Source organism: Salegentibacter sp. UBA1130, from assembly GCF_002311535.1.
GTDB lineage: Bacteria > Bacteroidota > Bacteroidia > Flavobacteriales > Flavobacteriaceae > Salegentibacter > Salegentibacter agarivorans.
Map to the genome: position 1 here is coordinate 166,203 of NZ_DCAP01000027.1, position 13,665 is coordinate 179,867.

General features: G+C 36.7%; 16 protein-coding genes. All 16 read left to right on the top strand.

Annotation, left to right across the window (positions count from 1 at the left end):
• The first annotated feature begins 44 nt into the window (after nucleotides 1-44).
• A complete protein-coding gene (gcvH, locus tag B4F31_RS10900) occupies nucleotides 45-425 on the top strand; it encodes a glycine cleavage system protein GcvH (protein ID WP_075325655.1) in 381 nt (126 codons plus the stop codon).
• Complete coding sequence (locus tag B4F31_RS10905) at nucleotides 415-819, top strand: VanZ family protein (protein ID WP_286761307.1); 405 nt, start codon at nucleotides 415-417, stop codon at nucleotides 817-819. Before gcvH ends, B4F31_RS10905 begins: the two co-directional genes overlap by 11 nt.
• A 44-nt stretch (nucleotides 820-863) precedes the next feature.
• Nucleotides 864-1,586 carry an energy transducer TonB gene (locus B4F31_RS10910; RefSeq protein ID WP_075325656.1) on the top strand — a complete coding sequence of 241 codons (723 nt, stop codon included), beginning with the start codon at nucleotides 864-866 and terminating at the stop codon, nucleotides 1,584-1,586.
• A 123-nt stretch (nucleotides 1,587-1,709) separates the two neighbouring features.
• Complete coding sequence (locus tag B4F31_RS10915) at nucleotides 1,710-3,827, top strand: gliding motility protein RemB (protein ID WP_075325657.1); 2,118 nt, start codon at nucleotides 1,710-1,712, stop codon at nucleotides 3,825-3,827.
• A 142-nt stretch (nucleotides 3,828-3,969) separates the two neighbouring features.
• The gene (gene cyoE, locus B4F31_RS10920; protein ID WP_286761308.1) at nucleotides 3,970-4,872 is read left to right on the top strand and encodes a heme o synthase; all 903 of its coding nucleotides are present in this window, start codon (nucleotides 3,970-3,972) and stop codon (nucleotides 4,870-4,872) included.
• The gene (locus tag B4F31_RS10925) at nucleotides 4,863-5,444 is read left to right on the top strand and encodes a cytochrome c oxidase subunit 3 (protein ID WP_286761309.1); all 582 of its coding nucleotides are present in this window, start codon (nucleotides 4,863-4,865) and stop codon (nucleotides 5,442-5,444) included. The genes cyoE and B4F31_RS10925 overlap by 10 nt, the downstream gene beginning before the upstream one ends.
• Before the next feature lie 47 nt (nucleotides 5,445-5,491).
• Complete coding sequence (locus B4F31_RS10930; protein WP_075325660.1) at nucleotides 5,492-6,472, top strand: cytochrome c oxidase subunit 3; 981 nt, start codon at nucleotides 5,492-5,494, stop codon at nucleotides 6,470-6,472.
• An 18-nt stretch (nucleotides 6,473-6,490) separates the two neighbouring features.
• Complete coding sequence (locus B4F31_RS10935) at nucleotides 6,491-6,853, top strand: cytochrome C oxidase subunit IV family protein (RefSeq protein ID WP_075325661.1); 363 nt, start codon at nucleotides 6,491-6,493, stop codon at nucleotides 6,851-6,853.
• A gap of 85 nt (nucleotides 6,854-6,938) precedes the next feature.
• On the top strand, nucleotides 6,939-7,583 hold the full coding sequence (locus B4F31_RS10940; protein ID WP_075325662.1) for a hypothetical protein: 645 nt from the start codon (nucleotides 6,939-6,941) through the stop codon (nucleotides 7,581-7,583).
• A gap of 1 nt (nucleotide 7,584) precedes the next feature.
• Complete coding sequence (locus tag B4F31_RS10945; RefSeq protein ID WP_075325663.1) at nucleotides 7,585-8,322, top strand: SCO family protein; 738 nt, start codon at nucleotides 7,585-7,587, stop codon at nucleotides 8,320-8,322.
• Nucleotides 8,319-8,858 (top strand): DUF420 domain-containing protein, encoded by a 540-nt coding sequence (locus tag B4F31_RS10950; protein WP_075325664.1) that lies wholly within the window; start codon nucleotides 8,319-8,321, stop codon nucleotides 8,856-8,858. Before B4F31_RS10945 ends, B4F31_RS10950 begins: the two co-directional genes overlap by 4 nt.
• Nucleotides 8,859-8,946: 88 nt before the next feature.
• Nucleotides 8,947-9,180, top strand: a complete 234-nt coding sequence (locus tag B4F31_RS10955; RefSeq protein WP_075325665.1) for a hypothetical protein — start codon at nucleotides 8,947-8,949, stop codon at nucleotides 9,178-9,180.
• Nucleotides 9,181-9,288: 108 nt separating this feature from the next.
• Nucleotides 9,289-9,990: an ABC transporter ATP-binding protein gene (locus tag B4F31_RS10960; protein ID WP_075325666.1), complete on the top strand. Its 702-nt coding sequence runs from the start codon at nucleotides 9,289-9,291 to the stop codon at nucleotides 9,988-9,990.
• Nucleotides 9,983-11,230: an ABC transporter permease gene (locus tag B4F31_RS10965; RefSeq protein ID WP_075325667.1), complete on the top strand. Its 1,248-nt coding sequence runs from the start codon at nucleotides 9,983-9,985 to the stop codon at nucleotides 11,228-11,230. The genes B4F31_RS10960 and B4F31_RS10965 overlap by 8 nt, the downstream gene beginning before the upstream one ends.
• A 1-nt stretch (nucleotide 11,231) precedes the next feature.
• Nucleotides 11,232-12,497, top strand: a complete 1,266-nt coding sequence (locus B4F31_RS10970) for an ABC transporter permease (RefSeq protein ID WP_075325668.1) — start codon at nucleotides 11,232-11,234, stop codon at nucleotides 12,495-12,497.
• 36 nt (nucleotides 12,498-12,533) lie between these two features.
• On the top strand, nucleotides 12,534-13,652 hold the full coding sequence (locus B4F31_RS10975; protein ID WP_075325669.1) for an efflux RND transporter periplasmic adaptor subunit: 1,119 nt from the start codon (nucleotides 12,534-12,536) through the stop codon (nucleotides 13,650-13,652).
• Nucleotides 13,653-13,665 lie beyond the last annotated feature (13 nt).

Here is a 13,665-nt window from a genome sequence, read left to right on the forward strand (position 1 = left end):
ATTGCTTTAAAAAATTAACTTTGCTCTAATATAAAATAGAACTAATGAATATTCCACAAGATTTAAAGTACACCAAAGACCACGAATGGATTAAGGTAGAAGGTGATACGGCTACAATTGGTATTACAGATTTTGCCCAGGGCGAATTAGGTGATATCGTTTATGTAGAAGTAGAAACCGTAGACGAAACCCTTGAAAGAGAAGAGGTTTTTGGAACAGTTGAAGCTGTAAAAACAGTTTCAGACCTTTATTTGCCTCTTTCTGGCGAAATTATTAAATTTAACGAGAGCCTTGAAGATGAGCCGGAAAAAGTAAATTCAGATCCTTACGGAGAAGGTTGGATGATTAAAATTAAATTTTCTGATGAATCTCAGCTGGAAGATCTTTTAAGTGCAGATGCCTACAAAGAAGTTCTTGGTAGCTAAAATAACTTTATTTGTAGCGAGCCTTTATACTATATTACTAACGGTTTCTTCTTTAGTGAAACTCGGTAAAATTAGTGTGGGGAGTTTTAATCCTACAGATAAACTTTTACATCTTGGGGCCTATTTTGGACTTGTAGCATTGTGGAAGGTATATTTTATGCAAAGAAATAGACCTCAAGCTACTTATAAAGGTAACCTATTTAAATTAGCCGGCCTCTCTATACTGTTTGGTATGTTAATTGAGGTTTTACAGGGTGTACTTACCAGTTATAGAGAACCAGATTGGTATGATATTTTGGCGAATACTGCTGGAATTTTGCTTGCTGTTATTATCTTTCTTCTCTTTGAAAAGAGTCTAAAAAGGTTAAATAGTAAGATTAATTTAATTTTTTAGAAAAAATATTTAATTTAGCAATCCTTATTAATCAATAACCTATTATGGAACCAAAGAAAAATCCAAAAGCCGATTTAACCAGAAGAAGTGTATTTTTTCTGCAATTGGGGCTTATTGTTGTTCTATTAATTACCTGGAGGGCAATTGAATGGAAGACTTATGACAAGGAAGCCATTGATACCGGCCAGTTAAATATGGACGATTTAGACGATGAAGAAATCCCAATTACAGAGATGCAGAATACACCTCCACCTCCTCCACCTCCACCTCCGGCACCAGAGGTTATTGAAGTTGTAGAGGATGAGGAAGAGGTAGAAGAAGACGAAATTGAGTCTACTGAAACCAATATGGATGAAATTGTTGAGGTAGAAGAGGTTGTTGAAGCACCCGTAGAAGAAGAGGTTGCAGATGTTCCCTTCGCTGTAATTGAAGATGTGCCAATCTTCCCGGGTTGTGAAAACCTAAATAACAACGAAGAGCGTAAGCAATGTATGAGCCAAAAGATTAGTCAGTTTGTAAACCGTGAGTTCGATACAGATCTTGGTGCAGAACTTGGCCTTTCTGGTGTAAACAGGGTAATTGTTCAGTTTAAGATAGATGAAAAAGGAAATATTACCAATGTTCAATCCAGAGCGCCCCACCCAAGGTTAGAGCGTGAAGCAGCAAGGGTAATTAATAAATTGCCTAGTATGCAACCGGGTAAACAACGTGGTAAGGCAGTAGGGGTTATGTACTCTTTACCAATTGTATTCCAAATTCAGGACTAAGACATTTATTTAGTATAAATTTAAATCCCGGGCTTGTCCCGGGATTTTTTATTTTAAGCTGGTTTACTCTATCTAAAAAAATGTATATTTCGAAGGTGTAACCAATCTTTCCCTACTTTAAGTATGAAGAACTACCTGTTTCTTCTTTTCTTGCTAAGTGCGATTATTTTAAAATCTCAGGCCCAGGATAATAGCCAGCGTTTTCCTGAATTTCTTCAATGTACCAATGTAGATTTTGCTAATAAAGAAACCTGCTTTAAAAATACCCTTACCAAATTTGTTCTGAATAATTACGAAGTTCCTTTAGAGGTAATACGAGAAAATTATAGGGGAGAAATCATTGTTATTTTTGAAGTTGATAAAACCGGAAATTTTAATGTTGTTTATACAGATGCAGCTTATGCAGAATTAAAGGAAGAAATGCAGCGTGTTTTTAATTTGTTGCCTCAAATTAAGCCGGCTACTTATAATTCCAGGCCAATTTTTGTCCAGTTTAAAATGCCTGTAAAAATTCCGTTGGAATTAAATACTGAAGATTTTTCTACTACCTCCCAGGTTGAACCTGATATTTCAGAAATCAATTTTCAGCAACCTCAAGAAGATGATCTGACTAATGAATATGATCAAATTCAATCGGAAGAATTTACGCGCCCTCGGTATGAAAGTCAGATAAATATTCCTTTATCGCATGAATACTACAGCCGTTTTGATGCTGAATTCAATAAAATAGGAGTGAATACTCACTCGGCTTCAAAGCCTTTGCTTTTTTCTGAAGTTTCTAAATATTATAATTTTAAAGCTGAAGAAAATAAAATGCTGCGGGATGCAGATTCCTGGTTTGGCAAAAAGTTATGGAATGAGCATTTGGTGCAATATCAAACCAAAGATTATTGGTTTACCCTGGATTTTGCTTTAGATCTTCAGTTAGGAAAAGATTTTCAGCAAACAGACTTCGATTTTACGTATAATAACACCCGTGCTCTTATTTTTCAGGGTGGTTTAGGGAAAAAGTTTAATTTTTATACGGTAGCTTACGAAAATCAGGGCAGGTTTGTCGATTATTACAATAGGTTTGCCGAATCTATTAGGCCAGATGGTGGCGATCCTGCTATAATACCCGGCAGGGGAATTGCAAAACCTTTTATGGACGAAGGTTATGATTATCCTGTAGCTGAAGGGTATTTATCTTACACACCCAATAAGTTTTTTAATCTTCAATTTGGCCACGGCAAAAACTTTATTGGAGACGGTTATCGCTCCCTTTTAATGAGTGATAATGCTTCACCATATCCTTATTTTAAACTCAACACCACGTTTTGGAAGTTAAAATATACCAATACCTGGATGTCTTTGCGTGATGTGAGACCGGCAGTTACAGAAAATGGTTCCTTTAGAACAAAATATATGGCCAACCATTACTTGAGTTATAATGTAACCAAAAGGCTTAATATTGGTTTATTTGAATCTGTGGTTTGGGAAAATGATAATAACCGGGGCTTCGATTTAAATTATTTGAACCCGGTAATTTTTTATCGGGCTATAGAATTTTCTACCGGGGCACGTGGCGGCAATGCAATTATTGGCCTTACTTCAAAATATAAATTTTCAGATGAAATTAATATCTATGGTCAAATGATTATAGATGAATTCTCTACTTCTGATGTTTTTGGTGGGAATCAAAGCTGGAAAAACAAACTTGGGTATCAATTGGGAGTGAAATATTTTGATGCTTTTAAAATTCCCGGGTTATTTCTACAGGCAGAATATAACCAGGTACGGCCTTACACTTATTCGCATAACACAGGGGTTTTAAATTATGGGCATAATAACCAGTCTATGGCTCACTTGTGGGGCTCTAATTTCAGGGAGATTTTAGCTATTGCCCGCTATAAAAATGATAGATGGTATGGAAGTGCCAAAGTAATTTACGGCAATAGAGGTTTTGATTATAATATGGCAACAAACCAGGCTGCCTATGGAGGAGACATCTATACCAGCGAGCGCCAGCGGCCTTTTGATGTCGGTGTGAAAATTGGCCAGGGAAATACTACAACTTCTTTCTTTTCGAATATTGAAGCAGGTTATATTGTAAACCCGGCAACAAATTTAAAGCTTTACGGTAGTTTTATTTATCGCTCTTTTAACCCCGATGTAAAAACGCATCAAAATTATGAGAATACAACTTCCTGGATAAATTTTGGTTTACGTACCGATATTTTTAACTGGTATTACGATTATTAAATAAATTGCTAAATTACTATAGTATTTTAAGTAGTTTTATTCAATATTTTTTCATTTTCTTAAGTGCTGAAAATTAACATTTTTGCACCCTTGCCAAAACCCAATTAAGGAGTATCTTTGCGCCAATTGAAAAAACCTATTTTTGAGCAGCACCGGTGTACATACTTCCTCGGCTTCTATCCTAACAGACTTTAAAGAAATTACCAAGGTGCGGCTTGCCGTAAGCGTGGTTTTTTCTTCGGTTGCAGGTTATTTTTTGGGTGCAGATAGCATAAACTTTGTTACTGTTTTTTTACTTGCCATTGGTGGTTACTTTATGGTGGGCGCTTCAAATGCTTATAACCAAATTATAGAGCGGGATCTTGATGCACTTATGGATCGCACCAAAAACCGACCTATTCCTGATGGTAGAATGTCGGTAAGTACAGCGTTTTTAATCGCAAGTATTTTTACCATCGCCGGGCTTATCGTTTTATACATTATAAACCCCAAGACGGCTATGTTTGGGGCAATTAGTATATTTTTATATGTAAGTGTTTATACTCCACTTAAGACTAAAACCCCGTTATCAGTTTTTGTAGGTGCAATTCCGGGAGCAATTCCTTTTATGTTAGGTTGGGTAGCGGCCACAGGAGATTTTAGTATAGAGCCCGGAACTTTATTTATGATACAATTTTTCTGGCAGTTTCCTCATTTTTGGGCAATAGGTTGGTGGTTGTTTGACGATTATAAAAAAGGAGGTTTTTTTATGCTACCTACCGGAAAGCGTGATAAGGGAACGGCCATACAGGTAATTCTTTATACGGTATGGACCATTTTAGTTTCTTTAATTCCTGTTTTTGGAGTTACAGGTAAACTTTTTCTATCGCCGGTAGCTGGCGGGCTCATTCTTCTACTTGGCCTGGGAATGCTGTATTATGCTTTAAAATTGTATAAGGAAAAGACGGCGCAGGCCGCTAAGAAATTGATGTTTGCAAGCGTATCTTATATTACGCTACTTCAAATAGTATATGTTTTTGATAAATTTATAAGAGAATGGATTTAACTCAAGATGCCGAAAAGCACAAATACGATAGGGCAAAGAAGATGATGCTCTGGTTTGGGATAATTAGTATGATTATGACCTTTGGTGGGCTCACCAGTGCTTATGTAGTAAGTAAAACAAGGCCAGACTGGTTAACGGAATTTGATCTTCCAAATGCATTCATGTGGAGTACTCTTGTTATAGTTTTAAGCAGCCTCACGTTTATGTTAGCAAAACAAAGTATTTTAACCGGAAACCGAAGAAACGCCTCCGCCTTACTTATTGGTACACTGGTTCTTGCGGTCTTATTTGTGGCGCTTCAATTTAATGGATTTACTGAAATTATAGCCGAAGGTTACTACTTTACCGGTAGTGAAAGTAGTATTACAACTTCCTTTATTTACGTACTGGTTCTAGTGCATATGGCTCACCTGTTGGCGGGCATTATCACGCTTTTGGTAGTAATTTATAACCATTTTAAACAACGTTATAAAAAAGGTCAAATGCTTGGAATTGAGCTAGGTGCGACTTTTTGGCATTTTGTTGATCTTATGTGGATTTACCTGTTTGTGTTTTTATATTTCTTTAGATAATAAAATTGCGTATTTTTGCGCAATACTTAAAATTTAAATACTCTTCTATGGAAGCTACTGTTGTTAGAACAGGCACCGAAGGTAAAACCTGGGGTGGTGGTAATGAGCCTTTAAAGTCCAGTTATGGCAAAATGATGATGTGGTTTTTCATCGTTTCCGATGCACTTACCTTCTCTGGTTTTCTTGCAGCTTATGGGTTTTCCCGCTTTAAATTTATGGATTCGTGGCCAATTGCCGACGAAGTTTTTAATCACTTTCCATTCTTACACGGTGTAGATGCGCCAATGTATTATGTGGCATTAATGACTTTTATCCTTATTTTTTCTTCGGTAACCATGGTATTGGCAGTAGATGCCGGCCACCAGTTAAATAAAGCCAAAGTTACTTTTTATATGTTCCTTACTATTATTGGGGGAATTATTTTCCTTGGTTCTCAAGCCTGGGAATGGAAAAATTTTATCAATGGAACTTATGGCGCGGTTTACACTAATGGAGGTAACGTTCTTCAGTTTATTGATGGCGACGGTCATAGGGTAGCACTGGCAGATATTGCTATCCCAGCAGCTTCAGATAGGGTGGAGCACGAATCTAAAAATGGAGTATGGTTTGAATCTGAAAAAGCTATGCCATCTTATTCTATAGAAGAAATAAAAGCTGGTTTTGCTGCAAATCCAGACCTTTTAATAAGAACACAAATAATGACCGAAGAGGGTGAAAAAACCATCCTTTCTCGTGAAGAATCTATTGCTAAATTAGATAATGAAGCCGCAGGAGTGGTAGAAGGTGCTAACCTTACCCGTAATGAATACGGCCCGCCATTATTTGGAGATTTTTTCTTCTTTATTACCGGTTTCCACGGTTTTCACGTTTTTACTGGGGTACTTATTAATATCGTAATTTTCTTTAATGTACTTCTTGGTACTTACGAGCGAAGAAAAAATTACGAAATGGTAGAGAAAGTTGGTCTTTACTGGCACTTTGTAGATTTAGTTTGGGTATTTGTTTTCACATTCTTTTACCTGGTATAATTTTAGAAAATATTAAAAATGGCACACGGTACAGCACATCATCACGAATCTAATACAAAGAAGATCTGGACGGTATTTGTAATCCTATCTATCGTTACACTTATAGAAGTTGTTTTAGGGATTTTTAAACCAGAATTTCTTACAAGAACTTCTTTTTTAAGTATGTCTCTTCTTAACTGGATATTTATAATTCTTACAATTTATAAAGCTTATTATATTGCCTGGTCTTTTATGCACCTTGAAGGCGAAACTAAAGGATTGCGAAGAGCAATTGTTTGGACCTCAGTTTTTCTTATAAGTTACCTTATTTTTATTCTTCTAACAGAAGGTGACTATATTTATGAGGTGTTTAAATCTAATCACGTAGCCTGGGATTTTTAATCTGGCTTAAAAGTTAAAAGTTTAGAGAAAGGCGGTTTTGTGATACCGTCTTTTTATTTTTGCACTCACTTCTATAGACCCGATTATGAAAAAGTTTTTAGTGCTTTTAGTGCTTTTTGCATTGCCTATTATTGCTTATATGTTTTTTGCTTCAGGTCAAAATAATTTCGCAAAATTACCTGTGTTAACTCCGGAAGTTAAAGATGTTTCTAAATTTGAAAGTCTTGATGGGGAGCCTATTAGTTTAGAAGATAAAATTAGCATTGTAGCTTTTTTTGGGAAAGATCTCGATAACCTAAAGGGAAACACATTTAATCTTGACCAGAAAATACTTGAAAAATATTACGAATTCAAAGATTTTCAGTTCGTAGTGGTATTACCACAAGAAGCCAGGGAAGAAGCTGAAAAATTTAAAGAAGAATTTAGCGGTATTTCTGAAACTGAAAAATGGGAATTCATTTTTGGAACTTCAGCACAGGTAGAAGAGGTGTTTGAAAGTTTCAACACTCCACACCAGCTTAATAATACTTATACGCCTTACGTTTTTATTGTAGATAAAGACCTTAATTTAAGAGGGCGTGATGAAGATGAAGATTTTGGAAAGGTTTATGGGTATGACTCCCGTTCGGTGGCAGAATTGAGTGATAAAATGAACGACGATGTAAAAGTTATTCTTGCTGAATACAGGCTGGCTTTAAAAAAGAACAACGCCGAAAGAAAAAACAATTAGCATGAAAAAAAAGTATTCTTATATAGGGCTTTCGCTTATCATTTTAATTTTCGGAATAATTGTTATTCCAAAAATAGTTGAAACGATTAGTAGCGATGAAGTAGTAAAATCTGACCGATTAAATATTAAAGGAGCCGACAAAAAATTGAATACCGATAAGGCACTTTCTTATATCGAAATAAACGGAAGAAAGAAAAAAGCCCCAGAATTTCAATTAATAAACCAGGATGGTGACACGGTTAGTAGTAAAGATTACCGTGGGAAGGTATATGTAGCCGAATTCTTTTTTACAACCTGCCCTACAATTTGCCCAATTATGAATCAAAACCTGGTAGAAGTTCAGGAAGAATTTAAAAATGAAGAAGATTTTGGAATTGCTTCATTTTCAATAGATCCAAAACATGATACACCAGAAGTTTTAAATGCTTATGCTGAAAATTATGGAATAGATCATCCCAACTGGAATCTATTAACCGGAGAAAAAGATTCCATTTACGGGCTGGCAAATGGCGGATATAATATTTATGCCGGTGAAAATAGTGAAGTTCCCGGTGGTTTTGCTCACCAGGGCCTTTTTGCGCTTGTTGATAAAGAAGGTTATATTAGATCACGTTTAGATAATTTTGGAAACCCAATAATTTATTATCGAGGATCTGTAGAAAGAAATAAATCGGTTGTAGAAGGTGAAGAAGAACCGCAAATTGATATTTTAATTGAAGATATTAAAAAACTACTGTGAGAAAAGCACTAACAAAAAGCGATAAAATTGCGGTGCCGGTAATAATTGCATTATCAATACTTGTGCCGGTTTTGGTACTTATTCTTATGTACCTCCCAGAGCGTTATAATATTTTTGGCGCACAAACAGGAACTTTCCCGTTTTTTCACGCGGTTTTAAATGGTTCTACGGCTGTTTTACTAATGCTTGGCTACTTCTTTATGAGTATTAAGGAATATAAACTGCATAGAAATGTGATGATCACCGCATTTGTACTTTCAGCCATATTTCTGGTGAGTTATGTGATCTCTAAAATTAGTAACGATCCCGTGCCTTATGGCGGAGAAGGAATTTTACGTCCTGTTTATTTCTTTATTTTAATTACGCATATAGTACTTTCAGCAATTATTGTTCCCCTGGTACTTTTTACCATGTATCGCGGCTTAACCGGCGAATATGATAAACACGCAAAAATTGCCCGCTGGACCTTTCCAATCTGGTCTTATGTTGCAATTACAGGGGTTTTGGTTTATATTTTTATGTTTCCGTATTATTAATTTTTCTTCTGAAGTAGTTTAAGTCTTAACAACTGCAAAGAGAGCTTAATAGTAAAATTTATTAAATTTGCATTTAGAAATTACTGCTATGAAAATCAGGTTTTTATTTATCTTTTTCTTTTTGCTGCTACTTCCTGAATTAGCTGAAGCACAATGTTCTATGTGCCGCGCAGTTTTAGAAAGCGATACCGATACCAGTGCTGCTGAAGGTATTAATAACGGGATTCTTTATCTAATGGCTTTTCCTTATTTGTTGGTGGGTGGCCTGGGATATTTTATATATCGTTCCCGAAAAAAAGCTAAGAAGTCTGGAAAGGCATAAGCAGCTTTTAAAATATTTTCTTCAATTATATGTAACATTTCCCTTTTCGTAGAGTCTTATGGGTGACACTTTTGGTTAAAAGTTAACAACCTGTAATTTTTCACTACGATGATAGAAATTAAAGATCTTCATAAATCCTATAAAATGGGTAGTAATTCACTACACGTTTTAAAAGGAATTAATTTTAGCGTTGCTGAAGGGGAACTCGTTTCTATCATGGGATCTTCAGGGTCTGGGAAATCTACTTTACTTAATATTTTAGGAATGCTAGATGAAGCCGATGGAGGCTCTTACACTTTAGATGGCGTTCCTATAAAAAATCTAAACGAAAAAATAGCGGCCCGGTACCGTAACAAATTTTTGGGTTTCATATTTCAATCCTTCAACCTTATTTCTTATAAAAACGCTCTGGATAATGTTGCGCTTCCGCTGTATTACCAGGGAATTAAACGTGGTGAACGTATAGATAAGGCAATGAGTTACCTTGAAAAGGTAGGTCTTGCAGATTGGGCAGGGCACTTACCCAATGAACTTTCTGGAGGGCAAAAGCAGCGTGTAGCAATTGCACGAGCACTTGCCAGCGATCCAAAAGTACTTTTAGCCGATGAACCTACGGGCGCCTTAGATTCAAAAACCTCTTACGAGGTGATGAATTTAATTCAGGAAATTAACGATGAAGGCCGCACCATACTTGTTGTAACACACGAACCCGATATTGCAGCAATGACCAAAAGAATCGTCAATTTAAAAGACGGTAGAATTATACAGGACACCCCCGTTAACCAGGTTAGAGCGCTACAAAATGTTTGATCTTGAACGTTGGGAAGAAATTTTTGAAACAATTCGTAAAAATAAATTACGAACGTTTCTAACCGGGCTTTCAGTGGCTTCGGGTATCTTTATTTTGGTAGTTCTTCTTGGAATTGGCGAAGGGATGCGTAATGGTATTGCGCAAGAGTTTGAAAGAGATGCCGCCAATATAATGTATGTCTATACCGGGGTGACTTCTAAAGAATATAAAGGCCTGAATCCCGGGAGAAGAATTCAGATGAAAAATGAAGACTTCAATTACACTGCTGTTAAATATCAGGACGATTTAGAATATAGATCTTCTATCTACAGAATTTGGAATGGAATAGTGAATTTTGGAAAAGAATCTGGTTCCTATCGTGTAGAAGGTGTTTATCCAGATTATCAGTTTCTGGAAAACAGTGGGATGGTGGAAGGAAGATTTGTAAATTTTAAAGACCATCAAAATTTCGAAAAAGTTGTAGTTGTTGGTAATAAAGTACGCAACGATCTTTTTAAAGACAAAAAAGATCCCATTGGTGAGTATGTTCAAATTTCAGGAGTAAATTTTAAAGTAATAGGTGTTTTTACCGATCCGGGTGGGGAAAGAGAAGAAAGTAGGGTTTTTATGCCACTTTCTACCGCACAACGTGTTTTTGGAGGCGGTAATAATATTGCAAATATGGCTTTTACCTTAGAGCCTGCAGAAAACTTTGAAGCAGCCCTGGCCGCTTCTACTCGTTTTTCTGAAGCTATAGAAAATCAGTTAAAAGAAACCCACACCATAGCGCCAGACGATGAAAGTGCCATTAGCATTAATAACTCTCTGGAAAATGCCAAGCGTTTCTTCGATCTTATGGATATGATAAAATTCTTTTTCTGGGGAGTTGGTATTTGTACTATTATAGCCGGAATTGTTGGTGTAAGTAATATTATGCTCATAATTGTAAAAGAAAGAACCAGGGAAATTGGAATTAGAAAAGCACTCGGCGCCGAGCCACTTTCTATAGTTGGAATGGTACTTCACGAATCTATTTTTGTAACCGCAATTGCTGGGTTTATAGGTTTAATTGCCAGTTTGTTACTATTGGAGTTTGTGGGTCCGCTTATAGAAACCCAGTATATTTCCAATCCTTCGGTTAATTTCAATGTAGCCCTTACTACCGTTTTTATCCTGGTTTTGGCCGGTGCAATCGCCGGATTTTTCCCTGCTTGGAGAGCCGCGAGAATTAGACCTATTGTAGCATTAAGAGACGAATAATATGTTTAGCAGGGATAAATGGAACGAGATAATTGAAGCCTTAAGTGCTAACTGGTTTAGAACTTTACTTACGGCTTTTGGGGTAATGTGGGGAATTTTCATCCTGGTTATTTTACTGGCTGCCGGTAAAGGGTTTGAAAATGGCGTAAAACAAGGTTTTGGAGGTATAGCTACCAATACTATGTTTATGTGGACACAAACGGCTTCTAAACCTTATAAAGGCCTTCCCAAAGGCAGGCGCTATAATTTTAAAACTTCTGATGTTGAAGCCTTGCGGGAAAATGTACCTGGACTTAGGTTTATATCTCCCAGGAACCAGTTAGGGGGCTTTGGTGGAAATAACAATGTGGTTCGCGGTTTACAAACCGGTGCCTTTAACGTGTATGGAGATTATCCCGAAATCATTCAGCAGGAGCCTATGGATGTTACTTCTGGAAGGTTTATTAATTATCTGGATATTCAGGAAAAGCGTAAAGTTGCCATAATTGGTGAAGGGGTAAGGCGCGAATTGTACGAAAAGGAGGAAGAAGTCCTGGGGACTTATCTCAAAATTAATGGTGTAAATTTTATGGTAATTGGCACATACAAAAAGAAAGGTGGCGGAGGTGGAAATTCAGAAGAAGCACAGAAAGAAATTTATGTGCCCTTTACGGCTTTTTCCCAGGCTTTTAATATGGGAGATACCGTAGGTTGGATGGCGATCACTGCCGAAGATGAAAATTCTATTACCAGCTTAAAATCCAGCGTTTTAGATCTCATAAAGAGCAGGCATTCTATTCATCCTGAAGATGATAGAGCCGTAGGTAATTTTGATTTATACGAAGAATTCAACAAAATAAACGGTTTGTTTATAGCCTTAAAAGCAGTGGCTTATTTTGTAGGGATTTTAGTACTGCTATCAGGGATAATTGGAATTAGCAATATTATGCTCATTGTAGTAAAAGAAAGAACCAACGAGATTGGGGTTAGGCGTGCACTTGGCGCCACACCCTGGTCTATTAGGGGGCAAATTTTAATGGAATCTATTTTTCTTACCATAATTTCAGGAATGGCAGGGATTATTTTTGCCACCGGAATTATTGCCGCAATAAATTATGCCTTAAGCGGTATGGATACTTCAGAAATGATGTTTGCCAATCCAAGTGTAGATCTGGGAGTGGTACTTACTGCTTTAATGATTTTAATTTGCTCTGGCTTGCTGGCCGGGCTTATTCCGGCGCAAAACGCAATTAAGATCAAGCCTGTAGATGCTCTTAGAACCGAATAACTAGAAAAAAATAAAGAATACAAATTCAATCAAAAAATGAAAAAAACAGTTACCATCTCAATTTTAGTATTGATCGCCGTGGTTTTTGTAGGGGCGTTATACTATTTGTTTCAAAAAAATCAGGAAGATCCTACGGTTTATGAAACCGAGCAGGCTTCAATGGAAACCATCGTGAAGAAAACGGTGGCAACGGGAAATATTGTTCCGAAAGAAGAAGTGCTAATAAAGCCGAATATTTCAGGAATTATAGATGAAATATATATTGAGGCCGGGGAGAAAGTGAAGGCGGGTGACCTTATTGCCAAAATTAGGGTGATCCCCAATGTAAATTCATTACAAAGTGCGAAAGATGCCGTAGCTACAGCGCGGATCAATTTAGAAAATGAAAAGAAAACCTTTGAAAGACAGAAATCTTTGTTTGAAAAAGGGGTGATTTCTCAAAACGATTTTGATAATGCTGAAGCTAATTTTAAAAGGATGCAGCAAAACTTCCGCTCTGCCGAGCAGAATTTTGAAATTGTTCAAACCGGTACCACAAGCGGTATTGGTAGTGCAGCCAACACGCTTATAAGATCTACTGTAGATGGAATGGTGCTGGATGTTCCGGTTAAAGTAGGAAACCAGGTTATTGAAAGTAACAACTTTAACGATGGTACTACCTTAGCCACGCTTGCCGATGTTAACGAAATGATTTTTGAAGGAAAAGTTGATGAAAGTGAAGTGGGGAAAATTAAAGAAGATTTACCGCTTGAAGTAACTGTGGGTGCTATAGAAAATAAAACTTTTAATGCCATTTTAGATTATATAGCACCAAAAGGTGTAGACGAAAACGGAGCCATTCAGTTTGAAATAAAAGGAACTTTAGATAAAGCCGATACTACCTTTATTCGTGCCGGTTTAAGTGCAAATGCCTCTATTATTTTAGACCGGGCAGACGAGGTTTTAGCAATTAAAGAAGCACTTGTTCAATTTGACCCAGACAGCCAGAAGCCTTTTGTAGAAGTACAAACCGGAGACCAGGAATTTGAAAGACGGGATTTGGAATTAGGAATAAGTGATGGTATTCAGGTTCAGGTAATAAATGGCATTTCTAAAGACGATAAAATTAAGGTTTGGAATATTGTAAAACCTAGTCCGGAGTTTGCCGGTAATTAGATTTTTAATTCAA